The sequence below is a fragment of the Streptococcus entericus DSM 14446 genome, from assembly GCF_000380025.1.
Classification (GTDB): Bacteria; Bacillota; Bacilli; order Lactobacillales; family Streptococcaceae; genus Streptococcus; species Streptococcus entericus.
The window spans coordinates 71,811-97,987 of sequence record NZ_KB904184.1; the positions used below are offsets into that span (position 1 = coordinate 71,811).

Genomic DNA, 26,177 nt, shown 5'->3' on the forward strand with positions numbered 1-26,177 from the left:
GTTTGAGGTCGTCTATTGATAGACCAGTCTCCTTGCAACAAGACAGGTAAGACTCTACCGTAAAGCTCTCCTCGCTCGCTTCTGGCGAGCTATCGACTTTTTTCTGGTTGACATGGATTGACTAAGCATGTTCATGAGAACTGGACCAATATCCTCAAGAGGAAACTCCTCCAGATCCATAAAGTAGGCTTCATAGCCCTTAATCTTAGGGTTAGCAGACTTGGCAAAGGTCCAAAAGAGTCGATGAAAGAAGGTCATATCAAAGTCGGAGAGGACGGAGATATCGACATCCTTAGCGGTCAATTCTTCGCCTTCCTGCAAATTGGAGACCTTATCTAAAATAGCCTTTCCCTGTAACATCTGAAAGAGGTCTTGGAAGTAGTCCTTGCCAAATTGTTCCTTATAGGCAATCGGTGTATAGGCATTGGTCGCCAAATGAATGGTTCGACCAGCCAGTTGTATGGTTTGTTTCATGGCTTCTCCTTTTATCCTGCAGGTTCATAAACAGACTTGAACCAGTTGTTGCGAATCTCGTCTGGGGTGTCTTCTGTTGTTTTACGACGCACCACTTTATCCAGTGGTCTTGGGCTAGCTGAGAAATTCAACTCCACCTCGTTGATATCTGCCCCACTCTTGGTCTTAGACCCAAACTTAGGGCGACTGGCAAAGCAGTAATAAAGAACATGGAGGGTTTCCTTCTTGTCCCCCTCAAACCGAAACATGAGGGCGAAGTTCTTCTTCTCGCTGCTTGCGGATTCCGTCATGACCTTTGAGGTCGTATCCACAATCTCTCCCAAGACCCGTGTCAGAAACTCTTGAGATAAGAGGGCTACTTTGAGTGTTCCCTGATAACCATCATTGGATTCCGTTTTATAAAAGTTGATATTATCTGCCTTATATGAGCCTGACTCACCTGTAGGCTCCAAGGTCAATTCCGCAGCTCCTCTTAGGTGTTCGATTTTGCCATAAGTCAGAGCACCATCGGCAGCTTCCTTGGTCACTTCTGCCCAGTGGACATCTTGCAGACCAAAGGTGACTTTGTTCTTTTCTGTTGGCATAAGGCCTCCTTATAGTGTGATGTGATAGGTGACTTGGTAGAGCTTCTCTGTGGAGAGATAGGTTTCTACCTTGTCAAAGTAAATGTGATGATTGTCAAGCAGATTTTCCACCTGACCTTCCAATTCCAGGTTCTTGGTCTTGGTGTAGACTTCAAGCACCACTTCAACCTGCTTGTGGTAGGCCATGTTGTCAGCCCCCTTGTTTTCAGAACCCGATACCCAATACAAGAGATAGGGCGGGCTAATCACCCGCCCTTCTTCAAAATGGTGATAGGCTAGAGGGTAACCAAGGGCTTTGACGAGCTGATAGAAGTCTTTTAGGGTCATAACCTGTCCTCCAATCGTTTTTCCAATTGACGGATGGCTTCCCTTTCTGCAGGTGCGATATGAGGAATCCCCTCCACTCGACCACCACCTGCCTTAGCGTATCCATTTTCAAGTAAATGGGTTAGTCCTGCCGTCTTGTTATGAACCGTCTTAACGAGGCCTGTCGGGCTATCCTCTATGACTTTTGATGTCCAACCTTTGGCATACTTCCCACGCCTTTTCGGTGAGGTAACCTTCAAGGTCTCAACAGCCTGGTCTGTGACATCAAGAACAGCCAGTCGCATGACTTCTGTGACATCATCAACATAGTCTGATAACTCAGCTTCAATGGCTGATGCTAAATCAAGGTTGTTCATGACTCACCTCCCTCGTTACCCTTAAGCGGATAGTCTTATCTTCAAAGCCTAAATTCTCCATCGAATGAATGTTATAGACCTTTCCATCAAAAGACAAACGTACCTGCCTGGTATCGAAGGCCTCAATAGCCTTGTCATATCGGAGTGTCACTGAAAGGACTTCTTCACGTTCAACCAAACCTAGAGCCTCACGTTCCCTGCTGGACAACGGTTCTACCTTAGACCAGCGGCTCAAAAGTAACTGATAAGTCGACTGGTCATTCCCAACCTCATCTTGATGATGACCAGCACCTTCAAAATTCACTCGTTCTCGCAATCCAGCTATTTCCATTAAAACGCCTCCTTACGGTTTGACAACAAGAGATGATAGAGGGTTTCTTTCAGTTCCTTATGATTGCCATTCTCTCGGTGTTCATAGAGATAGGCGACACCATACTGAACAGCCGTCTCAAAAATAGCCACCTCATCTTCAGTCAGTTCTGCTTCAGATTTTCGGAGCACATCAAGGCAAAGCTGTTTACTAGTAGACAAGAAAGAGGACAAGAGACTGTCCTCCTCATCATGTTCTACCTTGAGATAAAGCTTGATGTCCTCTAGCCTCATCCGCCTGACCTCGATCCAGCTTTGACAGTCAAGGTTTTAACGGCTTCAGGAAGCACCAATTTACCATCTACCCGTTGACTGGCCAAGAACCCAACCTGACCATTGGCCGCATAGAGTTCATTGAGCCGCTTAAAGGTGCGTCCCTGACGGTCCGCAATCCAGTAGTAGCTGAAATCCCCAAAGGCAATGGCTTTGTTGCCAGCTTCAGGAAGGGGCGCAAAGGTTGATGTGAAATACGGCCGGTTCAGAATCATATCTGGCTGACCAACTTGAGTAGAAGGTTGCCAGATGTAGTTCCCGTTGTTGTCCTTTAGTTTGCGAATGGCTTTGACCGTTGTGTCATGAAGAATCCAGACGGCATTCTTACGGTAAGGAGCAGGCAGGGCATGGTAGAGTTCAATCATGTCATCAAAGGTGATGTCTTTGGTAGCTGTGGTAGGGCCAGTCACTTCAGCTGTGGTGAAGATACCAGTTGGTTTCTTAGAGCCATCCCCAATCAAAAAGGCCTTCTCTTCTTCCGTACCAATGCGACGAGCAAACTCTGCCGTCATATAGGACTCCAAGTCAAAGACCGAATCATTAATCAATTCTTCAGAAATGCGGATAGCTGTCCCCAGTTTGTAGGAATCAAGGGTTACTTGACCAAAGACTTCATCGCTTTCAGGGTAAAGACCATTTTCATCCAACCAAGAGGCTGTGCCGTGTCCAGTAACAACAGGGATTTTTCGTTCACCACTAGAGGTCTTAATCACTGTGGCCAATTGACGGAAGAAGTTCTCTTCCTGAAGCCCCTGGATCAATTTTTTCTCATACTCATCTGGTACGAGATGACCACCCTCTGAATCTTCACCGACACGCAGCACATCTTTGACATCAAAGAAATGGCGTTTGCGGATGCTGGACCAGAAGGTTTTGGTATAGGCTTTTGACGCAATACTGTCAAGCTCCTCTTCCTCATCCTGTTCAGGGATTTTGGCGGAAGGCTGACTGGTCAGAGCCTGTGCTGCTGGTTGGGACAACTCCTTATCCAGTTTTTCTTGACGCTCCAAGCGTTCAATCTCTTTGCCAAGGTTGACCACCTTTTCTTCCAGCTTGTCATAGGCCTCTGCATCTGCGGCAGATACCTGACCATCAGCTTTTCGAGCGTCTTCTAGGAAAGCCTTGGCAGCCTCCCAAGCAATGTTCCGCTTTTCTTTTAGTTCCAAAATTTTAGACATATCGTTCTCCTTTAGGGTTTAAGCAAGTTCAATCGTTTTTCCAACTGATTGAAAGGGATAGACGGTTGAGGTGGTGTCGGCATCAAGGTGGCTTGGAGCTTCACCATCAAGTCTTTTTGAGATGAGACTCGGCTGAAGACAAAAGCGTCTCCTGCTCCATCCTGTTTCTCCTCTTTAGAAAAGAGGATGGTATCCGCAAAGCCAAGCTCGACAGCCTTTTTAGCATTGAACCAGGTCTCACTATCCATGAGGTGAGAGAGCTTGGTTCGTGAAAGCCCTGTTCGCAACTCATAGGCGTTGATGATAGACTCCTTGATTTCAGAAAGCATGGCAATGACCTTCTCTATATCACGGGCCTCACCTTGAGCAACGGTCCAGGGGTTATGAATCATCATCATGGCGACAGGACTCATGGATACCGTGGTGCCAGCCATAGCGATGACCGAGGCAGCACTTGCGGCCAAGACATCGATGTAAACATGAACATCACTTGGATAATCCATCAGCATGTTATAGATTTGAGCCGCCGCAAAGACATCACCGCCTGGGGAATTAATCCAGAGGGTCAAGTCCCCCTTTCCAGATAAGAGTTCACTCTTGAAGATTTGGGGCGTCACTTCATCCCCAAACCAGGTCTCGTCCGCAATCTGCCCCTCAATCCGAAGGGTTCTGCCCACATCATCTTCAGTAAAATTCCAAAATTTACGCATCAGTTTCCTCCTCTGGCGCTTGTTCAATCGATATTGTTTCTTGTGTCATAAAGCCTCCTGCATCTTTTAGTTTGGTCATGTTTCCGTTGATAAGATAGAGATTACCACCCTCTTCTTCCGTCAAGAGGTTCAAGTCCTCTAGTTCTCGGATATCATTGGTGGATAGCCAGCCATTTTGTCGAGCAATCGCATAGCCGTTCATCCGATTCTGGTAATCTCCACGAAGCAAACCGTCCACATTGAACTTGACAAAGTACCGCTTCTTTTCTTCGGGTAAAAAAAGAGACCTCTTGAGTGCCTGTTCAAAACGAACCACCCAAGGGTCTAGGGTATATTTGACAAATTCGAGGGACTGTTGCTCGATGTTAGAAAAGGATGACTTCTCCAAATCCCCTACCATATGAGGTGGGATACGGTAGAGACGTGCGATTTCATTGATTTGAAACTTTCGGGTCTGTAGGAATTGAGCCTCTTCAGGTGGGATTCCAATCTGGGTATACTTCATCCCTTCTTCTAAGACAGCTACCTTGTGGGCATTTGATACCCCATTGTAGACCGCATTCCATGAATCACGAACCCGCTTGGGATCTTTGAGGATACCAGGGTGTTCCAAGACACCGCCTGGATTGGCCCCATTCTTAAAGAAGGAAGCCCCGTAGTTCTCAGTCGCTAGGGTCATCCCTATGGTATTTTTAGCAAGGGCAATTGGGGAATAGCCGACTAAGCCATCAAAACCAAGACCAGGGATATGAAGCACATCCTCTGCTTGAAGGACAACCTTTCCTTTGTTCATGAAGTTGGGGTTTTCCTCGGTCTGTCGCTCATAGAGATAAAACAGCTCTCCCTTGTCATCACGATGAACTGTCATCTTATCTGGCAACAAGGGATAAAGGCTCATGACCTTTCCGCTTCTTTCTCGGATAATTTGGACATAGGCATTTCCCCAAATCAGAAGATGGCTCATGAGGGTCTCACGAAAGACAAAGGAGGTCATCTCTGGGTTTGGCTCATCATGTAAAAGAGCATAGAGGGGATGGTCAATGGCTTTGAACTTTCCTGTTGGTGTCCGTTCATAAACATGGAGAGGGAGAGAGGCTATTGCCTCAGCCAGTATCCGCACACAGGCATAGACTGCCGTCGTCTGCATGGCCTTGAACTCATCCACATTCTCACCGCTGGTTGTCCGACCGAAGAGGTAGGAAAAATCCTGACCCTCATAAGCATTTTGCGGTTTGTCTCGTACACGTTTCAAACCGATCCATTCTAAAATTCCCATAAGTCCTCCTTTTTCTGCATAAGAAAAAGCACCTCCAACTGGAGATGCCAATATCAGTTCACATCATTGTCTTCTGCAATATCTTTCAATAGTTTTTCAATGTTAGAAGCACCATGTAACACTCGAAGTACAGTTACAACCTCTCCAACAAACCGATAAAATACAACATAGTTTTTAACAATAAGTTTTCGAATCTCAATGTTCTCACTCTCAAACCCTTCAAGAATCGGACAACGTTCTGGAAACGTTGATAAGGATTTGATAGATTTTTCAAAGAGGCGGATATTTTTATCTGCTGTTAAGGGAGATTGTAGCTCTACAGCAATATAGCGATAAATGGCAGTCAGATCATCACTGGCTTGTTTTGTCAATCTCACGGGATATTCAATCATTAATTTGCCCCTTTAAAGCCTTTGAAAAAATCTTCCGCCAAAATTGTTTCCTCCTGATCCGCTGCGTGATAGCTCTGCACCAACAGGTCTTTCAGTTCACTAGCAGACAGAGATGAAACATCCACAGAAGCAGGGGCCTGAGGTAAAGCAATCTCGAATGGAATGCTTCGTGTCATAGAAACCTGCTTCAACAATAAGGTAATCAATGTAGACATAGGCATTCCAAGCTCTTTCAAGACACTTTCTGCATTCAATTTATCATCCGAATCAACACGTACATTTAGAGTAGCTGTTTTTCCCATACTATTTCTCCTTTGAGTTTTGTACTGTAATTGTAACGTATTTCGCTTTGTGTTGTCAACTAAAAACTCAAAATCCCACGTTCATCATAGACCGAATTCCCTTGTCCTTGGTGGCGAATACAACGGTCAAGTCCCATGATAAGTGCGACAATCCCATCAATCTTTTCAATTGACTTTTCCTTGTCAGGCTTGATATTGCCTGCTGGGTCTTGTCGCATGACGACATTCTGCCCCATCCACTTGAGAACAGGATGCCCACCGTGTTGGATTTTCCCTTCCATCATGAGCTTGAAGAGTTCTTTGGACGGTGGACTCATGTCCTTGTAGCCTTGACCAAATGGCACTAGGGTCAAACCCATGCCTTCAAGGTTTTGGACCATCTGGGTCGCATTCCAACGGTCATAGGCAATCTCTCGGATGTTATAGATAGTCGAGAGTTCCTCGATGAAGGCCTCAATGAAACCGTAATGAACCACATTACCTTCTGTCGTCTTGAGGTAGCCTTGCCTCTCCCAGACATCATAAAGCACATGATCTCTCCGACAGCGTAACTGTAAGGTATCTTCAGGCAACCAAAAATAAGGCAGGACAATGTAAGGCTCCTCTTCATGCCTTGGGGGAAAAACGAGGACAAAGGCGGTGATGTCTGAAGTACTGGATAAGTCCAGACCCGCAAAACACTCCCTTCCCTTAAGACTTTCCATATCAATTGGACGGCTGCCCTTATCATAGATGTGTTCAGGTAACCAAGTCACAGTTGAGCTGACCCACATATTGAGGCGGAGTTGCTTGAAGACATTCTCCTCCGCAGGATTATCGAGGGCATTCTGGTAGGCTTCTCTAACTCTGTCTAAGCCAATGGTATGACCAAGTGATGGATTGGCTTTGAGCCAGTTGGCTTCATCATTCCAATCCTCATCATCTGTTAGACCATAAACGACTGGGTAGAAACTCGTGTCCTGCTTTCGACCATTGAGGATATCCAGAGCCTTGGTATGGAGTTCATAACAAATGGAGTTCTTATCATTACCTGCGGTAGTGATGATAAAAAAGAGAGGTTGTTCTCTGGCATCACCAGACCCCTTTGTCAGAACATCATAAAGGTGACGATTGGGTTGTGCATGAATTTCATCAAAGACAAGGCCTGATACGTTGAGACCATGCTTAGTACCTGTCTCTGCAGAGAGTACCTGATAAAAGCCTGCATTAGTGTAATTGACAATCCTTTTTGTTGCCCCCATGACTTTTGACCGTTTATCCAGTGCCTTACTCATGAGAACCATCTGTTTGGCCACATCAAAGACGATAGAGGCTTGGTTTCGGTCACAGGCCGCCCCATACACTTCAGCACTGGCCTCATTATCCGCATAGAGCAGGTAGAGGGCAATGGCAGCTGCCAATTCACTCTTCCCATTCTTTTTGGGAATTTCCACATAGGCAGTCAAGAACTGGCGATTACCATCTTCCTTCACAATCCCAAAAATATCTCGGACAATCTGTTCCTGCCAAGGAAGCAGGGTAAACTTCTTACCTGCCCATTTGCCCTTGGTATGACAGAGATTTTGGATAAAGGTCACAGCTCGGTCTGCCTTTGCTTTATCGTAGTGAGAGGTCGGAAGCATGAAAGGGGTTGGCTGATAATGATAAGTCATAGGCGTCCTCCTAGTAGGTCTTCCATCTCATCCCCAGTTCCTCCGCCTTCTCCGATGGATGAGAGGCGTGTTCTAGCAGAGGGTGTTAACCCAAACTGTTCACAGAACTTGAGCATAATCTTGAGGTTGGTCTGACTGATGGAAACTTGAGGTACTTGTTGCAGGTAACCATTGGGTGTTTTGATAATGGAACCATGCTTGGTCAGAAACTCTTCTGCCTCTTTCCAGCGAGCATAGGCCTGACAGTACCCTGCAAAGGCTGTCATGTCCATCTCCGTCAAAAGCCCCATCCCTTCCAAAATCTTACCCATTCGTTTCCATTCCTTCTTGGCATCGTCCTCCAACCACGGAGGACAACGTGGGGCTCTAGTCGGAGCTTTTAACTCATTTGTAGGAATCGGTCGCTTACCAGGATTGCCCTCCAGCACTCTTAATGGAATTGGTTTTGGTTTTCGTCCTTTCTGAGCCACTGCCTTGCCTCCTCTCTTTATTCAATTATTTCTCACACTTTTTTGAAGAAAGAATGGCTTGACCTATGGCATAAACCACATTGACGGTGACCCCATTGCCTGCCTGCTTATAGAGCTGGGCATCCGAATTGACTGCTTGAGCTTTGTCAAATAGTTCATCTGAAAAGCCTTGAAGTCTAAAGCACTCTCTTGGTGTCAGTCGTCTGATTTTGACCAGTCGTTCCTTCCAAACCACAGCACCCATCTGTCCACTACAGGATAAATTATGGGCCACACCTTTCCCTACCCTTGCTCGTCTGGTAGGTGAAGCTGGATAAGCAAGATCAACGGAATCGCCAGGTTCTGCCACTTGGTAGCCCTGTTTTGTACCATTTCTAACCTTTATACCTTCCAAAACACCATGTCTATCTTGGGAAGTCAAGGTAAACATAGGTTCATCTTCACCTTTAATACGTCTACCATTTTGGCGCTTCCTCAATCTATCTGGGGGCAGAATTGGTTGTACTTCTAGAACCCCTGAGTTCCGTCCTGGAATTTTATGAACCCCTGCATTATAACGTGTGGTCAAACAGCGTGCATTCTCTGTAATCTTTGGCTCCTTGATAGTTTGGTCAATCAGGTAGAGTCCTGTCTTGGCCCCAAGTCCGCCTCCTTCACCAACCAGCGTTGTGGAAATACCAGAGATATCATAGACCCGATAACTCTGCATACCGCCTACAAGTTGCTTAAGACGGCCACCGCTTTCTCCGCTGAGAGGTAGTACTTGTCGTCGACCTCGACTTCTAAGATGGCAGAGAGTGTAGACTCGTTCTCGGTTTTGGGGGACACCGTAATCTTTGGAATTGAACACTTGCCATTCGAGGTCATACCCTGCTTGGTCCAAGTCAAAAAGATAGTCGAGGTAATCTCGACCGGAGCCACTTGATAAAAGTCCTTTAACATTTTCAAGGAGTAACCACTCGGGTTTATCTTCTTCTTTTTGGCTTTTGAGGAGGCTAACAAGGCTAAAAAAGAGTCCACTTCGCTCAGCGTGTAGGCCTGCTCGTCTCCCTGCAATAGACACATTTTGGCAAGGGCTTCCCGCAGTCCATAAATCTGCTTTTGGTAGTTGTATGGGGTCAATGGTGGTGATGTCGTCATGAAACCATTCTCCTTTCGTATCGTACATGGCCTCGTAAGATTTACGGGCAAACTTATCAATCTCACAGTAGCCGACACAGGTCATGCCTGCCAATTCAAGCCCTCGTCTGAAACCACCCACCCCTGCAAAGAAATCTATAAAGGTTAGGCTCATAGGCTCTCCTCCATGGCTTGAACCGCCTCCTCGTAGGTGAGAGTTGCACCACCACGATTGACAGAGATGGCTGTATCTCCTGTCGCCTCCATGTAGCGACAAACAATCACATCCACAAACTTCTCATCGAGTTCTATACCATAACACATCCGACCTGTCTGGTCTGATGCCAAGAGGGTTGAACCTGAACCCAAGAAGGGGTCCAGTACCAACGTTCCTCGCATGGAGGAGTTTTGAATGGGATAGGCCATGATCTGAATAGGCTTCATGGTTGGGTGGTCTTTGCTGGACTTTGGTCGATCATACTCCCAAATGGTGGTCTGCTTTCTATCTGAGAACCACTGGTGTTTGCCTTTTTGTTTCCAACCAAAGAGGCAAGGTTCGTGTTGCCACTGGTAAGGACTACGCCCAAGGACAAGGGAGTTCTTCTTCCAGACACAACAACCGCTCAGATAGAAACCTGCATCCTTGAAGGCCTTTCTAAAGTTAAGACCTTCTGTATCCGCATGGAAAACATAGATGGAGGCATCGGACTCCATGTGCTGTTCCACTTGAGTAAACATGGCTAGAAGAAACTTGTAAAAATCACTATCAGACATGTTATCGTTTAAAATTTTTCCTGCAGTCTCTTCGACATCCACATTGTATGGCGGGTCGGTCACGACCAGGTTAGCCTTCTTATCCCCCAGCAACAAACCATAGGTCTCTGACTTAGTCGAGTCGCCACAAATGACTCGGTGCTTACCTAAGTGCCAGATGTCACCAAGTCTTGCGACCGTTGGTTTCTTCAACTCCTCTTCCACATCAAAGTCATCTTCCTTGAGGTCCTTGTCATGGATATTGGATAGGATATCATCAATCTCAGGGGCTTCAAAACCTGTCAAATCCAGATTGAAATCTGCCTCCTGTAAGTCCAAAAGCAAGTCCGCCAAGAGCTGGTCATCCCATTGACCCGTAATTTTATTGAGGGCAATGTTCAGAGCCTTTTCATCTTCCTTTGGAAGGTCAACAATAACACACTTAGCTGTTTCATACTTGAGGTCTTTAAGAACAGTCAGTCTCTGATGGCCACCAATAACCGTCAGGTCTTTGTTTACAATAATGGGATCCACGTAGCCGAACTTCAATAACGACTGCTTGATTTTCTCGTATTCCCTATCGCCCTTCTTCAGTTTTTTCCGTGGATTATAACCTGCAGGTTTGAGGCTGGTTAAAGGGAGTTCTTTAATCTCCATTTTTGGTTGCTTGGTCATGATTTACTCCTTTATAAAATCGTGCTTGGATGTAACAAGGGTGTCCACAGAACTTCCTTGTTGGATTGGCATAAGCTAAAAAAGACCTGCCACATGTTTGGCAAGTCAATTCATGGTAGGCTGTCTTAGTTTTATCATGGTTGTCTGAGTGGGTTTCCCACCAGACCTTACGGCACCTGTCTGAACAGAACTTCTTGGGTCTACCTGTTGCTTTGTGAACTAAGACTTGGTGGCAGGTCTTGCAATAAGACCCACCTCCCTCATCTAAGTTCTCTTTGACAAGATTCCCCAGTCCCTTTAGCTCAGGGTTTCGACCACAATACTTTTTGACCGCATCACGAGAAAGGTTCAGGGTCTTGGCAATCGTACCATAGCCTAGTCCTTCATGACGAAGTTGCCAAATCTGCCGTCGCTGGCTTTCGTTCATTGGTTCTCCTCCTCACTAAAAAAAGACCTAAAAAGGCTATTTCCAACCTTTTTTACGGTCATTTTTGACTATTTTTTTCTACTAAAAAACGAAACAGCACCTCCCTACAAACCTTATAACCATAAGGAATAAGCCACTAAAATCCTCATTTTTAGTGTACCCCCTCCCCAATTTTGCGAAAACGCACGTTTGAGGGGGCCACGGTCTTTCAGGACAAGGGGTTTAGAGATTTTATCCCCCCTACCCCCAACCTAAAAACGGTAACGAAACTCTTGGAAGCGATCCTCCGTTTGTGTCTTTCTATCATGACATGACTTACATAAGGGTTGCCAATTTGATTGGTCCCAGAAGAGGTCTTGGTCACCTCGGTGAGGGGTGATGTGATCCACCACAGTTGCTTTGACCAGTTTCCCCTGCTTCTGACAATGAATACAGAGTGGATTGACTTTGAGAAAACGTAGTCGAGCTGTCCGCCATCGGCTGGTGTAGCCTTTTTCCGTGGTACTCCTCGTATCAAACTGAACCAGGGGTTTGTGCTCCTCGCAATACTTGTTTCCATAGCTGACTAACTTTGGGCAACGGTTATGTTTACAAGGGGTGCTAGGTCTTTGTGGCATATAATACTCCTTCCACAAGAAAAGCCCTACCCTTCGGTAAGGCTCCTATCTACTTCTCGCTCGCTTGTCCTGCCTTGTAGGCTTCCTCAAGGGCTGCCTTCAAGGTCCAAACCGATACATCTAGGAAATCCTCGTTGTCGCTGTTTCTTGTTTCCAAATCGGAGCGTCCGAAGTTCTTGAAGATGATTCCGAATAAGTCTTTTTCCATTTGGGTTTTCATGTGGTTGTTCTCCTTTTGTTTTGGTAAGTGTATATTACCGTAGGTGCCAACACATATCCAGTCTTATTTGCGAGATAGTCAAAGTTTTTTTTTACAGTTCCCAAGGCAGGTTTTTCTTCCCAAAATGCCCATAGGTTGCGGTCTTTCGATAGTCGACATCAAGGAGGTTCAGCTCCTTAATGATTCCTTGTAGCGTCAAGTCATAGCGGAGTTCAATCATCTTAACTAGGCTGTCCTCCGAGTACGAACTCGTCCCAAAGGTATCCACCGCAATCGACACAGGTTTCTTCAGGCCAATAGCATAAGCCAGTTGAACCTCGCAACGTTTGGCATAACCTTCACGGACAATGTCCTTGGCAATCTTCCGTGCCATGTAGGCAGCGGAGCGGTCAACCTTGCTTGGGTCTTTCCCAGAGAATGCTCCACCACCATGGCGACAGAAACCGCCGTAGGTATCCGCTATGATTTTACGACCTGTAACACCTGCATCCGCATAAGAGCTACCAAGAACAAAGCGACCTGTTGGGTTAACCAAGACCTTAAAATCGGTGTTCTGTTTGTAGCGTTTGGCAACCTTAACCATCACCTCTTTGACAATGGCTTTGACTTGTTTTCGAGTTGCATTAGGTTTATGCTGAATTGAGACCAAGAAAGTCTTGATGCGTTTTTGCTCATCATCATAGGTGACTTGAGCCTTGGCATCAGGCAACAGTAAGGAATGATGAAGCTTTTTCAATTCTTCCAACACTCGTGTCGCAAGGACAAAAGGCAAGGGTAAATACTCAGGTGTTTCATCTGTCGCATAGCCATACATGAGACCTTGGTCTCCTGCACCACCTGCATCAACACCTTGTGCAATGTCTCGGCTTTGAAGCCCAATGAGGTTCGTGACACAAACATCCGTCATGCCAATCGGCTTAACCACTTCAAGAACCAGAGCTTCCACATCAAAGATTGCGGAAGTCCTTACCTCACCTGCAACCACAACATGGTGATCCTTGATGAGGGTTTCTACCGCCACTCGACTGTGTTTATCTTGAACCAAACAAGCTGTGACAATGGCATCTGAGATTTGGTCGCAGATTTTATCTGGGTGTCCATGTGACACCTGTTCACTAGTTACTAACATCGCTTCCTCCATGCAAAAAGCCCAACCCTCAAATGAGAGTCAGGCCTGTTTCTATATTTTTTGACATCTTAAGTATACCACCTCTAAAATGAAAAGTCAGTACCGTCTTAGTACCGCTTTAGTATCGGGGTAGTTCCACCCTAGTACCGCCCTAGTACCAACTTTCCAAAAGCTACTGTTTTTACTTGACAAATAAAAAAAGACTGCAACTAATCAGCTGAAGTCTATAAACCTAACTGTATCTTCAAAGCCTGGTCAATCTTGTTCAACCAGTTCTTATCCCACACGCAGGCAATCTTGTCTTCCAACAACCCCTTATCAATGGTGCTCACTTGCTCGGCTAAAACGAGACTAGACCGTTTGAGTCCTTTGATAACACCTTGTGGTAAAAACACATGAGTGGGTAACTCCTTCTTCTTTTTGACCTGACTGGTCAAAGGAACGACAGTCACCAGATGAGAATGGAGATTGGCCAGATCATTGCTGACGATTAAGGCTGGTCGTCTCCCTTGCTGATAATGGCTACCTTCCAGTTCACTAAAGTTCACATAATAGATATCGCCTCTCTTACACATAGTTCCTCCTAACTTAACAAATAATCCGCTAGCTGTTGTTGCTTTAGTTGATAAATGGCATCAAGCTCCTTGATAGCCCTTTTTTTCCATCTGGTAATGCTGCTACGACTGATATGATATTTGACCATCAGATTATCCCAACTCTCTCCCTCTACAACCAAATCAACGACAAAAGTCGAAAGTTCTTCAGGCAATTGCTTGATAGCTGTCTCAAAGAAAGCCAAATCCTGAATCAGCTTTAAGTATCTATCAGACAAAAACTGATAGAGTTCTCGATTAGCAGCCGCAGTCTTTTCCCTGAAGGATAAGGCAATGGTCTCTGTTCGGTCATGACGTTTGGTCATACTTACCCTTGGCTCATCACTTTGCCCACCAAAGACCATGGTGTCAATCATCTCTTCTTCTGTGATACCGACAAAGTTTTCCAGCTGATGACGCAATAATCTCACTTCTTTTTGCATCACCTCATAGTTCATAAACAAGCGTTCTGCTTCTGACATCTTATCCTCCTTTCAAAGACACCCTGACTGCCTCAATGATGTGGTCTTGAGTGACCGTTTTTGTTTTTAAGCGTTTCATGACTTCCTCATCAATTGTTCCCTTAGTGATGAGGTGATGAATGATCACAGTTTCTTTTTGACCCTGTCTCCAGAGTCTAGCATTTAATTGTTGGTAAAGCTCTAAGGACCAAGTCAAGCCAAACCAACAGATAGTGGAACCTCCAGCTTGAAGGTTAAGGCCATGTCCAGAACTAGCTGGATGAATAAGGCCAATGCTAATCTTTCCTTGATTCCAATCATCAATCGCCTGACTACTCGTAATAGTTCTAGCTTCTTTAAATCTCTCCTTGAGCCGCTGTAAGTCATGTTTGAACCAGTATGCTACAAGAAGCGGTTTGCCCTGCATGGCTTCTACCATTTCTTCCAAGACATCCAGTTTCTTATCGTGAAAGGGAAGAACAGCTCCTTCCTCTCCATAGACCGAACCATTAGCCAGCTGCAAGAGTTTATTAGATAGGCTAGCACTATTGAGGGCATCAATGACTTGGTCTTTTAGTGACACGACCAATTCTTGCTTAAAGGTCTGGTAGAGGCCCTTTTCTTTAGGGTTCATCTCGACAAGGACCTCATGGTCAATTCGTTCTGGCATTTGGAGATAATCCAAGGCTTTCATGGAAATGGTCATATCAGAAATACGATCATAGATGGCATCTTCTGCTCCCTCTTTGGGTTTGTAAGAAAAGACTACCTGTCCATTACGCTTATCTGGTAAAAAATACTGGTCTCGAAACCCTGTGATAAATCGTCCTAACCGCTTACCACCATCTAAGATACCAATCTCAGAAAAGAGGTCCATGAGGTTACCAGGTGTTCCTGTTAATCCCACCATTCGTTTGGTGCTAGCCTGTACACGTCGCAAAGCTTTAAAGCGTTTGGACTGATAAGACTTAAAACTAGAAAGTTCATCAATAATCACCATGTCAAAGTCAAAGAGCTTATTGTCAATCAACCAAACCACATTCTCTCGATTGAGGGTATAAAGAAAGGCAGGTTTCCTAAGCGCAGCTCTGCGTTCTTTGTCTGAACCGACTACCACTGATAGGGTTAGTCCTGATAAGTGTTCCCACTTCTTTAACTCTTCCTGCCAGGTGTGTTCTGCCACTCGAAGAGGTGCAATGATAAGCACTCGTCTGACCTCGAAAGAATCTAAAATTAAGTCCCAAAGAGCCGTCAAGGTAATCACCGTTTTCCCAAGTCCCATCTCAAGCATGAGACAAGCAGTTGAGTGACTCTTGATGAATTCTGTCGCATAGGTTTGGTAATCATGTGGTTTGTAGGTCATCCAATACTCCTTCAATTTTTTCTAAGCTGTCCAAAACATAAACCTTAAAGCCCAAGCTCTTCAACTGCTCTAATCTCCTAACCTGTAAAGGACGAGGAACTTTTCCAGGAGCCTTCACTTCCACAAATCCAAGGCTTCCTTGAGGCAAAAGCACCAGCCTGTCTGGAATGCCAACCCAAGAAGGCGACGTCAATTTAAGAGCGAGTCCACCTCGATATTTAACTGCTTTCACCAATGCTTCTTCCACAACTTTTTCTCTCATCACAATCCTCCAATCATCAGTTGCCGATGGCGGTTGCCAAAGGGATTGAAATCCTATACGCGTGTACAGGTGTCCGATAACCCCTTTTTCTTATCATTACCATTACTCTATTAGAAGAATAGGCAACTAAGGAAACCAAGGACTCAGAAAACCTTATCTGACAAGGAACTTTGTTGGTTGCCGTCTCGGTTGCCTAACAGCTTTATTGGCTACCTTGGGAAACCAATTCCCCTAAAAAACAAGAGGACTTAGTTGCCTTCTGGCAACCGTACAAACGCTCGCTGTGTCCCATAAAGGGCAAACTTCATCTTGCCTGTCGCATTTCCTGTGTACTTGGTCCAACCGCCAATTTTATTCAAAATCCCTTCAATTTCGTAGGAGTCAATCTTTTTCAAATTCTGGCGTTCCTTGCCAAAGCACTCGCACCAGATTTCCATAATGCAGACCCGCTCCCTAGTAACTGTCCCTTGACTGCTCTTGCCAAACTCGCCTCCAGACATAAAGGTTCGCCGCTCATAGAGGTCCATCTGAGACCAATTATCTGGTAATAGTGTATTGAGGTAATCAGCTACAATACCCTCTCTATCATCGGATTCCATAGCTGCCTGTTGCTCCTGCACCGCTTCTTTGGCCACGCTACCTGTAAGATAGAGGGCTTCACCTTCCTGATAGTAGGTTTTTGCCTCTGCCCACAACTGGTCGATATCTGACATCTGCCACGGTTTCTTTTTGCTATCCTTGGTCACCTGTACTGGCCAAAAGCGACGGTTACCTGTCACATCTCGCAAGAAGCCACCTTCAGAGTTGGTCGATCCTACAATCACACAGGTTCTTGGGTGACTTTCCACATTGACCCCATAGGCTTGGCGGAACTTGTCATCCTGCCTGGTCACAAAGGACTTAACCGTCTCCACATCGGTCTTTTTAATCCCGGTCATCTCTGAGATTTCTAAAATCCAGTAACCTTGGAGCTTCTCTGCTGCTGTCTTATCCCTCATATCAGAGATAGCTAGAGAATCCGAAAACCAGCTACCGCCAAGCTTCAAAAAGAAGGTGGACTTTCCTAGCCCTTGCGGACCATTCAGAACCAAGATAGAATCAAACTTGATGCCTGGTTCATAGATGCGAGCGATGGCTGCGACCATGGTCTTTCGCATCACCGCTCGTGTGTAGGGAGTGTCCTTAGCCCCCATGTAATCAATGAGCAGGTGCTCAATCCGCTCAACCCCATCCCAGACCAAGGGTTCTAGGTATTCCTTGATTGGATGATAAGTCCGCTCTGCGGTCACCACCGCAAGGAGAGCATCCTTGAACTTAGTTGGTGACCAGATGCCATAAACACGCTCAAAGTAGAGCTTGGCATTGGCAAGGTCTGAGTCGTTCCAGCCACCCTTGACTTGCTTCCAAGGGAGTGGCCCTTTGACATCGATGATGTGCTTGAACTCGTTGTAGACGATATTCTGGAGGTTAGGATCATAGCGAATAATGGTTGCGATATTGGAGAGGGTGTCTTTGACCTTCCCTGTCTTATCCAACTCCAGTTGGGTCTGCCAGTTGGGGTCATCTTGAAAGTCTAGCCTCGCTTGTTCTAAACGCTCCTTGGCAAGAACTTCCTTGGTAACATCATCTTTTAGGACCAAATCTTGCATAGCCTTAAACGATGGCTGCTTACTAGTGTCCTTTTGTCCCCCATCGTCTCGATCCCCAAAGAGGTGGAGTCGCACCAAGTCAAAGCTGGACAAGAGTCTCCCTCCGTAAGGGTCTGTCGCATGGTGACTGTAGGCAAACTTATCCTCATAGATGACAACACCACCACTGGTGGTCGCATGGACGTAGTCGTAACGCCCAGGATAGCTAGAGGGGTGGTAAATGTCTGAAAGGAAGGTTGCGATGGCAGCCGTGATGGGATAGGCTCGGTTAAAAGCTCCAATCAATCCTGTCTTTTCTAGAGGGTCAGCTTGTCGATTAATGGCCCGCTCCATCAGCTTGGTCTGGCGACTAGAAACTGGCCAAGACTTGGTGTCCTTCCAGTTGGTATAGCGAGCGAGCACCTGGTCTGGATTAAGGAGTTCTCCAGCCAATTTGTGAAAAACAAATTCTCCATCCTGTGATGTCGATGGCCAGTACATAAGCCGACTTGGCTCATAGGTGGTATCGTCAAAGAGCTCAATGCCAATATCCTCGGCAACTTTTCGACTAACCGCTTGGTATTCCTCGGCACTCACTTCTCTTGATAGGGGAACGATGAGCCGCAATCGTGGATTCTGAGGACTATGCTTATGGGTAGAATAAAGGTAAGCCTTGTGGTCAAATAAGAGCTTCAACTCCTCGATAATTCCAACCGTCGCAAAGTCCATATCAAGGGTTAGAGCAGAGCGGCTAATCACCGCATCCTTCTTGCGTCTGCCGTCCTTGAGTCTGCCCAAGACAAAGCCTCCGACATCTTTGATGTCATCTTGTTTGGACTTTGGCAAGGACGCATACTCCGCTACGGTTTCTGCCGTGCGAATGGTCGTCGCAATCCGTGCCTCAAATTGCTCAAAACTGTAGGTTGTTTGCGTCCAAACCTTATCTGTTCGTTTGTTTCCTAATGAAATATGTAACGCCATGTCTTCTCCTTAATCTTTCTGATAAAAATCACAGGCATAGCCATCTGCTCGCAAAGGTAGCCCTTCTGCCCATTTTGGTTTCGTCGCAAGGAGGTCACAGACCTCTTGGACATCGACTGCTTCTGTTGGGACTTCAACTACCGCTTCATCATGAACATGCAAGACGATTGAAAAGCCTGCTTGATCCAAAACCAACATGCCGTGTGCCAAAAGGTCACGGGCAATCGCCTGGACAATGTTTTCCACTAACTTTGGACCATAGGTATCAATCCGTGTCCATTTCTTGTTTTCTCCAATTCCCTCATAAGTCATGCCTAATTTCCCAAAGGCATTCATTTCCAATCTCGGCTTCACATAAGACAAACGCCGCCCTGATGGTAGGGTGATAAAGAATATCCCTGACTCATAAGAGAAGGTCAAGCCATATAGATGTTGGGACTGCTTGGTCTTTAAGATCTCTTTGGCAGCTTGGTCAATGGCCCACCAAAAGGCCACAATGTGTGGATTGGCTTGTCGCCATTGCGTGACCAAGGGTTGGAGTTCATCCTCCTCCATACCCATATCAAGTGCTCCCATAGCGGTGAGTGCACCAACTGAACCACCATAACCGAGTGCCAGCTCCGCAATCTTTCCTTTCTGTCTCAAGTGGCTATTGAGGCCGTGCTTTTCAACGGGTATGCCGAACATAGCACTGGCAGAGGCACAGTAGATATCACCACCTTCTTCAAACACCTGTAACCGCCAGTCCTCACCTGACAACCAGGCAAGAACTCTAGCTTCAATGGCCGCATAGTCCGCAACCACAAACTGGTGACCTTCTTTTGGGATAAAAGCAGTTCGAATCAACTCAGACAGAACATTTGGGACATTCTCATAGAGAATATCCAAGGTTTCAAAGGCTCCTTCTTTGACCAAGGTTCTCGCAAGGGCTAGGTCCGCTAATTTGTTCTGAGGGAGGTTTTGAACCTGGACCAAGCGACCAGCCCAGCGGCCGGTACGGTTAGCCCCATAAAACTGCAAGAGACCATGAACTCGTCCTGCATGGGTGACGCAGCGTTCAATCGCCTGGTATTTTTTGACGGAGGTCTTTGATAACAATAGGCGAAGTTTTAACATCTCAAGCACCTCACCATCCTCCTCCTTCATCTGCATTTGAATGGATTTCTTATTGAGCGAGTCCATAAAGACGCCTCTTGTTTCTAGCCACTCTTTAACCTGGGCAACTGAGTTGGGATTCTCAAGACCTGATAATTCATAGGCCCTAGTCGTCACTTGGTCTTTATAAGCCAAGTCACAGGCAATGGCTTGATTAACTAATGCTAGATCCACCCGAACCCCTCTATCATTGATGGTTTGATCCAGGGCATAGTAAGCCTGTTCTATTTGAGAAAGTGGGAACCGAGAAAGTTTCTCTCGTATGTCTCGTTCAGCCTCCACATCTCGCCTGCAATAGAATTTGAAATCCTGCCATAGGTCTGGGAGATGATGAGGGAGGTTGCGTTCTCTCATACCATTTGCTTTGGTTGGGCGACAAGGTACACAGAAGGTGCGAATGAGTTCCTTGCCCTCTTCTAACTTCTGGTGACTGATATTAAGAGTCCGTCCCACCAAGGCAAGTGTCTGAGGTAATGCAAGGGATGCGGCTTGAACAGCGGTGCACTGCCATGACGAGGCAGAGTAGGACTCTTGAAACCATGTAGATAAGCAGACCCGCTCGAAATTAGCGTTAAATGCCGTTTTTATCACCCCTTCATCTCCTAACATCTCTCTAATAGAAGCTGGCAATTCCTCCCCACAAGCCAAATCCACAACTGTCACAGGCTCATCATCAATCGCATAAGCCACAAGCAACACTTCAAATTGAGGGCTATCCACATAGCGGTAAACACCAGACTTAAGCAAGTCCACATCGGAATAGGTTTCAATGTCTAAAGACAAGACGGTCATAAGGCCTCCTTTATAAGTAAGTGGGGACAAAGCCCCATCGCCATTAGGCTAGAAAATCATCATCAGATAAGGTTGAAAACTCATCCTCCGCTCGCATACGACCGCCAAGAACATCGCCATCACGGAGTTTTTGAACATTACCAAGCCCTGCCGCAACACCTCGGTTACCGTTTGAGTTAAAGCCATAGAAGGTCACAGACACTCGACCATAACAACCTGAGTAGACTTCTGTCTGGTCAAGAATTGGTTGAACTTGGCTATCGACCACCTGCGGTTTTTGTTTCGAATTACAGTTGATGAAATAGCTATTCTGGTAAGCTTCATCATCTGGTCGGTCAATGTCCCCATCACGAAGAGGGAGTTTGAGATTGGCTGGAATCTTCCCACCAAATTTTGAAATGGCTTCTTGTTTAGCCACTTCAATGGCCTGCTTAATTTTATTGAGGGTCGCTGTATCACTCTTTGGAATAATCAGAGAGACCGAATACTTGGGTTCAGACCCATTGATGGATTGTGGCTCCCAAATGTTCACATACGAGAGACGACCTGCAATAATCACTTTTGTTTCTTTTGACATCTTAATTTCCTCCAAAATCTTCCGTAGCACTTGAGAGTGCTTGACGTTTATCTGTATCAGGGACAAGACTGATCTTGCCCTTTGGTTTGGTCACAAGGTGACCGAATACCCGGTTAAATTCTTTCTTGCCGAGACGCTTTTCCAGTTCCGTTAAAGAGACAAGAGACTGGGTATAGATATCCGTAACCCCTTCTTTTTCCGCTACTTCAATAACTGCTTTGTCATTACTAAACTTACGGTTACTCCTTCCCTGAACCAATTTGAAGCCTGACCAGTTCTTTCCTGACTCTAGAGCCACCTTGGTCGCATAATCCTTGACCTCCGTAGCCCATTTAACCAAGTCATCCACATGAGGTAGGATGGCTTCAATCTCTGCATCTGTTAATAAATACGGCGAGGCCAATTGATACTGATGCAAATTTTGATGCCAATCATGACGAGCACGCAGCACAGCATTACAAGGAGAGAATTGACACCAGGGGCCATAGGTAATTTCCCCTTCACCCTTAAAGGCTAATTCTGCTTGAGGCTTCACCACCTCTTCTGCCCATTTCAACAAGTCTTGTCGGGTCATGATGCTGGTGGAGACATTACCCTTTCTTGGTTGAAAGATGGTCATCTTTATTTCCACAATATCATAGAGGGCATCAAAAAGTTCCAAAGCTCCAAGAGCGTAGAGCCGCATCTGGGAATTGTTCTCACTATCTACCAGAACTCCTTTGCCATACTTAAAGTCAATAACATGGAGACTATTGTCGGCCACGATAATGGCATCTGCCGTCCCAAACCCTTCTGGAACATAGTTGGAGAAATCAACCCGTTGTTCGATAATAAAGATGGGGTCAGGAGTGACTTGTTTAGCCTGGGTCATCTCATCACTGATATAGGCCACATAGTCATCCGTATGCATATCCATGTCTGGATCAATCTCCCCTTCAGGCAGCTGGCTGTCCTCTCTCAGAGCTAAACGTAGTTTATGTTCCGCAAGCGCATGGGCCAATGTCCCCTCCTGAGCTGCAGGGCTCGTCGGATGCTCAAAGAACTCCTCCAAGCGAGCTATCGGTGGTACAGTCAACCAACGGTGACTGGATGATGCTGACAAGAGAGCGTGTTGTTTATCTGTCATACTAGAGTCCTTTCGCATCTTCAAGGAGGCTAGGATAGAGATTCACCTCGACTTCTGAGAGCTTGTTAGCTCGATACCGCTGCAAGAGTTCACGGACCTTATCCGTTTTACCGGCCTGTGATTTCTCAGCTAGAACTTTACGGATGTCTTCAATCGCAACGCTCACAGTTGGCTCTTCTACTCCCTGTGCTGTTTCCGTAACTTCAGTTGCTTGAACTGATTCTGGAGCGACACGTTCCACTCCCTGGCACAGGTCTTCTAAACTATCTGCCAGATTTCGTAAATGGCCAATGACTAGGCTTAATTGTTTCATGTTTCCCATAGGTAGACCTCCTTATCCAAATACCTTGTCCCAAAATGAGGACTCTTTTTCCCGCAAGCGGCTATGACCATCTTCTGCATAAACCACGTTATGACCACTACAATGAAGGGCAAAGTTCCGCTCTACTCGGTCATCAATGTCCATAGTTCTCGGATTGATGGCTTGCCCATTCTCATGAAAGAGGCGAAAAGGAATGCCATATTCTTTTGCGGCTGAAATTTCGTAGCTCATGCCTTTAGAAATCACTGGACCAAAGACCCAAATTTCATCACACCGCCTGAGGACTTCACGACTCATGGTCAGCCCCTTGATGCGGTCATCAGGGTTATTATCATCAAGGAACTGGGGAAACAGAAGATGGGAGGCGAGAGGTGTAAATCCTTGCTTCATAGCCTGTCGACAATAGCTTCTTGCCTTCTTCTCGTTTTCAGTAACTCGCCCTCGATAAGGCGAACAAATAAAGACTGTTTTCATTGATTGGTTATCCGTTCTAAAAATTTTTGGAGTTACTAGGGATGGCCATCTCCAACTCACAAGACTAGTATATAGCCAAATCCAAAACCCAAAACGGACATGTTGGTGTCCCCTTGTAATCGCCTATAACATTGTGAGTTCCCCCTCTTTTTACTGATAGACATGCCTAAAAACACAAAAAAACGGACACGAGCATGTCCGTTTTACTAGATGGTAACACCAACTTTTTCTAAAAATTCCTTGACTTGGCCTACTGATTGACTGTGTAAGGTATGTAGTACCAGCTGATAGCGACGATGGGTAATATTTCCAGGATCTAATTTCCACTTAGACTTCTCTAGTAAGTGCAAGGAGATACTGGGCGGTAGATTCAGATAGACACAGATAAGAATAAACAACTCCAAACTACCATCCCCTTTGAAGAGGCGACTAATCTGCTTCTCTGAGAAATAGAGTTCTTCTCCGATTTCCTTATAGGTCACCTGTCTCCATTTTTTGACAACCTGCATGGACGCTTCAAAATCATTAGAGAGCTTGTTGTAAATCGCATCTTCCTCTTCTAACTGTTTAAGGAGAGCCTGTTCCTGCTTTTCCTTAGTCGAATTTTCATAGCCATTATGATAGACCAACTCAAAGGAGATATTGCTAAACTGGGAACGGTTCAGGACAAAATCTTGATAAGAGATTTCCTTCTGTTCACCGCCTAAACGATGATACTCAAAGAGCAGAGCACACTCATCCAAGTGGTACCGGGCATAGTCTGTCAGAACTAAATCCCCGCTCAGATCCTTGGTCACAAATTGAGGTAGGTTCATAACTAGGTGAGACTCAATGTAAACATAGAGGCCTGACAGTAACACCTTAGCAAATGACTCGTCCTCCTCCATCAACCTCTCCAGCTCCGCAAGAGAAATCGAAAAGGTCTGATTGTTCTTCAGCTCCATGTCCCCAATGGTATAAGGTGGGAGATATCCGCCATCAACGAATTCCAAAACACCTCTTGCCTCTTTAAAACCTAACTCGACCAGACGAATTTTTGCAGACTGGCGAGATACTTGAAAAAAGTCTGCTAAATCAGAAATTGTTTCCTGGAGCATGAGCAAATAAGGTCCGTTAGCCTCGACAAACCGCTCATTCAAAAGGGATTGAGCTTTCTTCAGAAACATCTCTTTGGGCATTAAGATTCGTGGAGTGACAGCTTTAGCCTGTCTCTCTAGCCAAAGCGTCGCACTTGACTCATCACCATAGACCTCTTCAGCAGAATCCAATAATTTCTTTAAGGAAAAATAATGACGATGCTTGTACCAATGGAAGCATTCGTGAATAATCGTATTGTTCAATCGGCCCGTATTACCATGATTGGTATCATACAAGACCGTTCCTTCAGCAATAACTCCCCCATCTACCTCTTCATCTTTTACCTTATCAAAATAAGTTCTACCTAAGATTTGGTCACAGCTATCAAAACGATACGGCTTAGCATCTAGTTTCAAGCGTAATGCCACGTCAAAAGCATTTATTGGCATAGGCTGGTCAAGAGCTTCTGGATAAACTTCTCGAAGGAATAACTCAGCCTCATTATCATAACGAGAAGACGAAATATAAGGAATTAAATCTTTCCTCAAAGAGTTCGTTTCATCATAATTATCTTTTACACCAGCTCTAGCGCCTACAAAAAGTAATTCATAGCTGCCAGAGTTCTGAAATGATAAATAGTAGTCAAGGGTGATCTCTGAAGACACTTGACACCAATCATCATAGCCATCAAATCCAAAACATCCTTCTGAATCTACTTGTAAACTAATGTGGAGCAAAATTAAATTTGAAGTCTTTAACCGTGGGTGAACCGAGATGACACCTGCACTCTGGTAAATAATATCATGGACTTTATTTAATCCTGGAGTAGAGGTCACTGAAAAAAGGGACTTATCCTCCCCCATTAGACGTTTGATATCACCAATAACCTCTTTTGAACAATGGTCTATAATAAACTTTTCAATCGGCATGACAAACCTGCCTTTCTTTTCTCTTGATTCTAATTATAGCCTATGGTATAATTTTGTCAAGTTATAATTTGACAAGGAGAAGAGACCATGTTCTCACCAATAAAACTCAAAGAACATCGACAAGAAAAAAATCTTTCCCAGACTGCTATTGCTAATGAACTAGGTATTACCAGGTCAGCTCTGTCTTCATGGGAAACTGGGAAAGCTGTACCAAATAAAAAACACCTAGAGAAACTTGCCCATCTCTTGGAAATTGATATTCAAGAATTATATGAGGAACATCCTCACCTCACTCTTTATAAACAGCTCAACAAGACTAATAAAGGGAAGGTCGATGAACTCACTTATGACCTTCTTATGAAACAAAAAGTTGTACCACTCTTCTCTGTTCAAGTGCTTGACAATGTTGCTCTATCAGCTGGTCATGGTAATGATTTTTGGGATGAATACGAGACAAAAGAAGTCTTCACAGATAAAGAGTACCTCTACGATGTGGCGACATGGATTGAAGGCCAATCAATGGAACCTGTCTACCAAGATGGGGAAGTTGCCCTCATACGTGAAGGAGGATTTGACTACAATGGTGCAGTCTACGCCATTGCCTGGAATGACGAGGTATACATCAAGAAAGTATATCTTGAAGAAAATGGTTATCGCCTCGTTTCCATCAATGACTCATATCCAGATAAGTTTGCGCCAGCTGAGGATGAACCAAGAATTGTTGGAAAAATTATTGGCCACTTCATGCCCATTGTCGGAGGTTAAATATGTCCAGCAAGATTGAAGAAATGATTTACATTAAGGGGGACCGAATTTACTTCACCCCATTTCTAAAAGAGTATGACGTGACAGACCATATCACAACCCTGCTCCAAGAGTTACGAAAACTCAAAGAGAGGTGATGGCTATGGGCTTTATTGATTACTCAAAAGAGCCTACGTCCGATATTGCATTTTTCGATATGAAATCATTCTACGCTAGTGTGGAATGCGTCAGCCGTGGTCTCAATCCATTGACCACTTCTCTCTGCGTCATGAGTAGAGCCGACAACTCTGAAGGATTGATACTGGCCTCATCACCCATGTTCAAAAAAGTTTTTGGCAAGGCTAATGTTGGCAGGTCCTACGACCTCCC

32 protein-coding genes and 1 pseudogene are annotated in these 26,177 nt (G+C 45.4%); 3 read left to right on the forward strand and 30 right to left on the reverse strand.

The genetic code is table 11. The features are described 5' to 3' along the window. Positions 1-54 precede the first annotated feature (54 nt). The 30 genes from A3GW_RS0109210 to A3GW_RS0109355 form a co-directional block, all read right to left on the reverse strand. The gene (locus tag A3GW_RS0109210) at positions 55-474 is read right to left on the reverse strand and encodes a hypothetical protein (RefSeq protein ID WP_018368999.1); all 420 of its coding nucleotides are present in this window, start codon (positions 472-474) and stop codon (positions 55-57) included. A gap of 11 nt (positions 475-485) precedes the next feature. Then, positions 486-1,058, reverse strand: a complete 573-nt coding sequence (locus A3GW_RS0109215; RefSeq protein WP_018369000.1) for a major tail protein — start codon at positions 1,056-1,058, stop codon at positions 486-488. Between the two features lie 9 nt (positions 1,059-1,067). Further along, a complete protein-coding gene (locus A3GW_RS0109220; RefSeq protein ID WP_018369001.1) occupies positions 1,068-1,385 on the reverse strand; it encodes a hypothetical protein in 318 nt (105 codons plus the stop codon). Next, positions 1,382-1,741: a hypothetical protein gene (locus A3GW_RS0109225; RefSeq protein ID WP_018369002.1), complete on the reverse strand. Its 360-nt coding sequence runs from the start codon at positions 1,739-1,741 to the stop codon at positions 1,382-1,384. Before A3GW_RS0109225 ends, A3GW_RS0109220 begins: the two co-directional genes overlap by 4 nt. Next, positions 1,728-2,072, reverse strand: a complete 345-nt coding sequence (locus A3GW_RS0109230) for a head-tail adaptor protein (RefSeq protein WP_018369003.1) — start codon at positions 2,070-2,072, stop codon at positions 1,728-1,730. Before A3GW_RS0109230 ends, A3GW_RS0109225 begins: the two co-directional genes overlap by 14 nt. Next, positions 2,072-2,344: a head-tail connector protein gene (locus tag A3GW_RS0109235; protein ID WP_018369004.1), complete on the reverse strand. Its 273-nt coding sequence runs from the start codon at positions 2,342-2,344 to the stop codon at positions 2,072-2,074. Before A3GW_RS0109235 ends, A3GW_RS0109230 begins: the two co-directional genes overlap by 1 nt. Next, positions 2,341-3,561, reverse strand: coding sequence for a phage major capsid protein (locus A3GW_RS0109240; RefSeq protein ID WP_018369005.1), 1,221 nt, complete (start codon positions 3,559-3,561; stop codon positions 2,341-2,343). Before A3GW_RS0109240 ends, A3GW_RS0109235 begins: the two co-directional genes overlap by 4 nt. A gap of 11 nt (positions 3,562-3,572) precedes the next feature. Then, positions 3,573-4,271, reverse strand: a complete 699-nt coding sequence (locus tag A3GW_RS0109245; protein ID WP_018369006.1) for a head maturation protease, ClpP-related — start codon at positions 4,269-4,271, stop codon at positions 3,573-3,575. Further along, on the reverse strand, positions 4,264-5,547 hold the full coding sequence (locus A3GW_RS0109250; protein ID WP_018369007.1) for a phage portal protein: 1,284 nt from the start codon (positions 5,545-5,547) through the stop codon (positions 4,264-4,266). Before A3GW_RS0109250 ends, A3GW_RS0109245 begins: the two co-directional genes overlap by 8 nt. 53 nt (positions 5,548-5,600) lie before the next feature. After that, on the reverse strand, positions 5,601-5,939 hold the full coding sequence (locus A3GW_RS0109255) for a type II toxin-antitoxin system RelE/ParE family toxin (RefSeq protein ID WP_018369008.1): 339 nt from the start codon (positions 5,937-5,939) through the stop codon (positions 5,601-5,603). Continuing rightward, positions 5,939-6,241 carry a type II toxin-antitoxin system RelB/DinJ family antitoxin gene (locus A3GW_RS0109260; RefSeq protein WP_018369009.1) on the reverse strand — a complete coding sequence of 101 codons (303 nt, stop codon included), beginning with the start codon at positions 6,239-6,241 and terminating at the stop codon, positions 5,939-5,941. The genes A3GW_RS0109255 and A3GW_RS0109260 overlap by 1 nt, the downstream gene beginning before the upstream one ends. A 59-nt stretch (positions 6,242-6,300) precedes the next feature. Continuing rightward, positions 6,301-7,893, reverse strand: coding sequence for a terminase large subunit (locus tag A3GW_RS0109265; RefSeq protein WP_018369010.1), 1,593 nt, complete (start codon positions 7,891-7,893; stop codon positions 6,301-6,303). Beyond that, the gene (locus A3GW_RS0109270) at positions 7,890-8,363 is read right to left on the reverse strand and encodes a phage terminase small subunit P27 family (protein ID WP_026216684.1); all 474 of its coding nucleotides are present in this window, start codon (positions 8,361-8,363) and stop codon (positions 7,890-7,892) included. The genes A3GW_RS0109265 and A3GW_RS0109270 overlap by 4 nt, the downstream gene beginning before the upstream one ends. A gap of 25 nt (positions 8,364-8,388) precedes the next feature. Further along, positions 8,389-9,657 (reverse strand): DNA (cytosine-5-)-methyltransferase, encoded by a 1,269-nt coding sequence (gene dcm, locus A3GW_RS0109275; RefSeq protein ID WP_018369012.1) that lies wholly within the window; start codon positions 9,655-9,657, stop codon positions 8,389-8,391. Further along, complete coding sequence (locus A3GW_RS0109280; protein WP_018369013.1) at positions 9,654-10,910, reverse strand: site-specific DNA-methyltransferase; 1,257 nt, start codon at positions 10,908-10,910, stop codon at positions 9,654-9,656. Before A3GW_RS0109280 ends, dcm begins: the two co-directional genes overlap by 4 nt. Then, a complete protein-coding gene (locus tag A3GW_RS0109285) occupies positions 10,882-11,337 on the reverse strand; it encodes a hypothetical protein (RefSeq protein WP_018369014.1) in 456 nt (151 codons plus the stop codon). Before A3GW_RS0109285 ends, A3GW_RS0109280 begins: the two co-directional genes overlap by 29 nt. Positions 11,338-11,588: 251 nt before the next feature. Beyond that, positions 11,589-11,954, reverse strand: coding sequence for an HNH endonuclease (locus tag A3GW_RS0109290; protein WP_018369015.1), 366 nt, complete (start codon positions 11,952-11,954; stop codon positions 11,589-11,591). Positions 11,955-12,003: 49 nt separating this feature from the next. Then, entirely contained in the window at positions 12,004-12,174 is a 171-nt protein-coding gene (locus tag A3GW_RS11915) for a DUF6900 domain-containing protein (RefSeq protein WP_018369016.1), read from the reverse strand. A gap of 91 nt (positions 12,175-12,265) precedes the next feature. After that, the gene (gene metK / locus A3GW_RS0109300; RefSeq protein WP_018369017.1) at positions 12,266-13,303 is read right to left on the reverse strand and encodes a methionine adenosyltransferase; all 1,038 of its coding nucleotides are present in this window, start codon (positions 13,301-13,303) and stop codon (positions 12,266-12,268) included. A 224-nt stretch (positions 13,304-13,527) separates the two neighbouring features. Then, positions 13,528-13,878, reverse strand: coding sequence for a type II toxin-antitoxin system PemK/MazF family toxin (locus A3GW_RS0109305; RefSeq protein WP_018369018.1), 351 nt, complete (start codon positions 13,876-13,878; stop codon positions 13,528-13,530). Positions 13,879-13,886: 8 nt separating this feature from the next. Then, entirely contained in the window at positions 13,887-14,378 is a 492-nt protein-coding gene (locus tag A3GW_RS0109310; RefSeq protein WP_018369019.1) for a hypothetical protein, read from the reverse strand. A gap of 1 nt (position 14,379) precedes the next feature. Continuing rightward, complete coding sequence (locus tag A3GW_RS0109315) at positions 14,380-15,720, reverse strand: DEAD/DEAH box helicase (protein ID WP_018369020.1); 1,341 nt, start codon at positions 15,718-15,720, stop codon at positions 14,380-14,382. Beyond that, complete coding sequence (locus A3GW_RS0109320) at positions 15,701-15,982, reverse strand: VRR-NUC domain-containing protein (RefSeq protein ID WP_026216685.1); 282 nt, start codon at positions 15,980-15,982, stop codon at positions 15,701-15,703. Before A3GW_RS0109320 ends, A3GW_RS0109315 begins: the two co-directional genes overlap by 20 nt. A 248-nt stretch (positions 15,983-16,230) precedes the next feature. Next, a complete protein-coding gene (locus A3GW_RS0109325; protein WP_018369022.1) occupies positions 16,231-18,591 on the reverse strand; it encodes a virulence-associated E family protein in 2,361 nt (786 codons plus the stop codon). A 9-nt stretch (positions 18,592-18,600) separates the two neighbouring features. Next, entirely contained in the window at positions 18,601-20,538 is a 1,938-nt protein-coding gene (locus A3GW_RS0109330) for a DNA polymerase (RefSeq protein WP_018369023.1), read from the reverse strand. A 43-nt stretch (positions 20,539-20,581) separates the two neighbouring features. Continuing rightward, complete coding sequence (locus A3GW_RS0109335) at positions 20,582-21,115, reverse strand: DUF2815 family protein (protein WP_018369024.1); 534 nt, start codon at positions 21,113-21,115, stop codon at positions 20,582-20,584. A gap of 1 nt (position 21,116) precedes the next feature. Beyond that, positions 21,117-22,259, reverse strand: coding sequence for a DUF2800 domain-containing protein (locus A3GW_RS0109340; RefSeq protein WP_040798852.1), 1,143 nt, complete (start codon positions 22,257-22,259; stop codon positions 21,117-21,119). Then, entirely contained in the window at positions 22,243-22,563 is a 321-nt protein-coding gene (locus A3GW_RS0109345; protein WP_018369026.1) for a hypothetical protein, read from the reverse strand. Before A3GW_RS0109345 ends, A3GW_RS0109340 begins: the two co-directional genes overlap by 17 nt. A gap of 12 nt (positions 22,564-22,575) precedes the next feature. Then, entirely contained in the window at positions 22,576-23,037 is a 462-nt protein-coding gene (locus tag A3GW_RS0109350; RefSeq protein WP_026216686.1) for a DUF7768 domain-containing protein, read from the reverse strand. 206 nt (positions 23,038-23,243) lie between these two features. Next, positions 23,244-25,043 (reverse strand): ImmA/IrrE family metallo-endopeptidase, encoded by a 1,800-nt coding sequence (locus tag A3GW_RS0109355; RefSeq protein WP_018369028.1) that lies wholly within the window; start codon positions 25,041-25,043, stop codon positions 23,244-23,246. Positions 25,044-25,130: 87 nt separating this feature from the next. Between A3GW_RS0109355 and A3GW_RS0109360 the strand changes: the two genes are divergently transcribed. The 3 genes and pseudogenes from A3GW_RS0109360 to A3GW_RS0109370 all read left to right on the forward strand — a co-directional run. Beyond that, positions 25,131-25,808, forward strand: a complete 678-nt coding sequence (locus A3GW_RS0109360) for an XRE family transcriptional regulator (protein ID WP_018369029.1) — start codon at positions 25,131-25,133, stop codon at positions 25,806-25,808. A gap of 2 nt (positions 25,809-25,810) precedes the next feature. Next, positions 25,811-25,945 (forward strand): hypothetical protein, encoded by a 135-nt coding sequence (locus A3GW_RS12140; RefSeq protein ID WP_018369030.1) that lies wholly within the window; start codon positions 25,811-25,813, stop codon positions 25,943-25,945. Positions 25,946-25,950: 5 nt separating this feature from the next. Beyond that, positions 25,951-26,177, forward strand: a pseudogene (locus tag A3GW_RS0109370) (Y-family DNA polymerase); the annotation flags it as partial.

What these genes read in the sequence shown, in the direction of transcription:
- A3GW_RS0109210 (WP_018368999.1), bottom strand. Translation starts at nt 474, where the DNA reads ATGAAACAAACCATACAACTGGCTGGTCGAACCATTCATTTGGCGACC.
- A3GW_RS0109215 (WP_018369000.1), bottom strand. Translation starts at nt 1,058, where the DNA reads ATGCCAACAGAAAAGAACAAAGTCACCTTTGGTCTGCAAGATGTCCAC.
- A3GW_RS0109220 (WP_018369001.1), bottom strand. Translation starts at nt 1,385, where the DNA reads ATGACCCTAAAAGACTTCTATCAGCTCGTCAAAGCCCTTGGTTACCCT.
- A3GW_RS0109225 (WP_018369002.1), bottom strand. Translation starts at nt 1,741, where the DNA reads ATGAACAACCTTGATTTAGCATCAGCCATTGAAGCTGAGTTATCAGAC.
- A3GW_RS0109230 (WP_018369003.1), bottom strand. Translation starts at nt 2,072, where the DNA reads ATGGAAATAGCTGGATTGCGAGAACGAGTGAATTTTGAAGGTGCTGGT.
- A3GW_RS0109235 (WP_018369004.1), bottom strand. Translation starts at nt 2,344, where the DNA reads ATGAGGCTAGAGGACATCAAGCTTTATCTCAAGGTAGAACATGATGAG.
- A3GW_RS0109240 (WP_018369005.1), bottom strand. Translation starts at nt 3,561, where the DNA reads ATGTCTAAAATTTTGGAACTAAAAGAAAAGCGGAACATTGCTTGGGAG.
- A3GW_RS0109245 (WP_018369006.1), bottom strand. Translation starts at nt 4,271, where the DNA reads ATGCGTAAATTTTGGAATTTTACTGAAGATGATGTGGGCAGAACCCTT.
- A3GW_RS0109250 (WP_018369007.1), bottom strand. Translation starts at nt 5,547, where the DNA reads ATGGGAATTTTAGAATGGATCGGTTTGAAACGTGTACGAGACAAACCG.
- A3GW_RS0109255 (WP_018369008.1), bottom strand. Translation starts at nt 5,939, where the DNA reads ATGATTGAATATCCCGTGAGATTGACAAAACAAGCCAGTGATGATCTG.
- A3GW_RS0109260 (WP_018369009.1), bottom strand. Translation starts at nt 6,241, where the DNA reads ATGGGAAAAACAGCTACTCTAAATGTACGTGTTGATTCGGATGATAAA.
- A3GW_RS0109265 (WP_018369010.1), bottom strand. Translation starts at nt 7,893, where the DNA reads ATGACTTATCATTATCAGCCAACCCCTTTCATGCTTCCGACCTCTCAC.
- dcm (WP_018369012.1), bottom strand. Translation starts at nt 9,657, where the DNA reads ATGAGCCTAACCTTTATAGATTTCTTTGCAGGGGTGGGTGGTTTCAGA.
- A3GW_RS0109280 (WP_018369013.1), bottom strand. Translation starts at nt 10,910, where the DNA reads ATGACCAAGCAACCAAAAATGGAGATTAAAGAACTCCCTTTAACCAGC.
- A3GW_RS0109285 (WP_018369014.1), bottom strand. Translation starts at nt 11,337, where the DNA reads ATGAACGAAAGCCAGCGACGGCAGATTTGGCAACTTCGTCATGAAGGA.
- A3GW_RS0109290 (WP_018369015.1), bottom strand. Translation starts at nt 11,954, where the DNA reads ATGCCACAAAGACCTAGCACCCCTTGTAAACATAACCGTTGCCCAAAG.
- A3GW_RS11915 (WP_018369016.1), bottom strand. Translation starts at nt 12,174, where the DNA reads ATGAAAACCCAAATGGAAAAAGACTTATTCGGAATCATCTTCAAGAAC.
- metK (WP_018369017.1), bottom strand. Translation starts at nt 13,303, where the DNA reads ATGTTAGTAACTAGTGAACAGGTGTCACATGGACACCCAGATAAAATC.
- A3GW_RS0109305 (WP_018369018.1), bottom strand. Translation starts at nt 13,878, where the DNA reads ATGTGTAAGAGAGGCGATATCTATTATGTGAACTTTAGTGAACTGGAA.
- A3GW_RS0109310 (WP_018369019.1), bottom strand. Translation starts at nt 14,378, where the DNA reads ATGTCAGAAGCAGAACGCTTGTTTATGAACTATGAGGTGATGCAAAAA.
- A3GW_RS0109315 (WP_018369020.1), bottom strand. Translation starts at nt 15,720, where the DNA reads ATGACCTACAAACCACATGATTACCAAACCTATGCGACAGAATTCATC.
- A3GW_RS0109320 (WP_026216685.1), bottom strand. Translation starts at nt 15,982, where the DNA reads ATGAGAGAAAAAGTTGTGGAAGAAGCATTGGTGAAAGCAGTTAAATAT.
- A3GW_RS0109325 (WP_018369022.1), bottom strand. Translation starts at nt 18,591, where the DNA reads ATGGCGTTACATATTTCATTAGGAAACAAACGAACAGATAAGGTTTGG.
- A3GW_RS0109330 (WP_018369023.1), bottom strand. Translation starts at nt 20,538, where the DNA reads ATGACCGTCTTGTCTTTAGACATTGAAACCTATTCCGATGTGGACTTG.
- A3GW_RS0109335 (WP_018369024.1), bottom strand. Translation starts at nt 21,115, where the DNA reads ATGTCAAAAGAAACAAAAGTGATTATTGCAGGTCGTCTCTCGTATGTG.
- A3GW_RS0109340 (WP_040798852.1), bottom strand. Translation starts at nt 22,259, where the DNA reads ATGCGAAAGGACTCTAGTATGACAGATAAACAACACGCTCTCTTGTCA.
- A3GW_RS0109345 (WP_018369026.1), bottom strand. Translation starts at nt 22,563, where the DNA reads ATGGGAAACATGAAACAATTAAGCCTAGTCATTGGCCATTTACGAAAT.
- A3GW_RS0109350 (WP_026216686.1), bottom strand. Translation starts at nt 23,037, where the DNA reads ATGAAAACAGTCTTTATTTGTTCGCCTTATCGAGGGCGAGTTACTGAA.
- A3GW_RS0109355 (WP_018369028.1), bottom strand. Translation starts at nt 25,043, where the DNA reads ATGCCGATTGAAAAGTTTATTATAGACCATTGTTCAAAAGAGGTTATT.
- A3GW_RS0109360 (WP_018369029.1), top strand. Translation starts at nt 25,131, where the DNA reads ATGTTCTCACCAATAAAACTCAAAGAACATCGACAAGAAAAAAATCTT.
- A3GW_RS12140 (WP_018369030.1), top strand. Translation starts at nt 25,811, where the DNA reads ATGTCCAGCAAGATTGAAGAAATGATTTACATTAAGGGGGACCGAATT.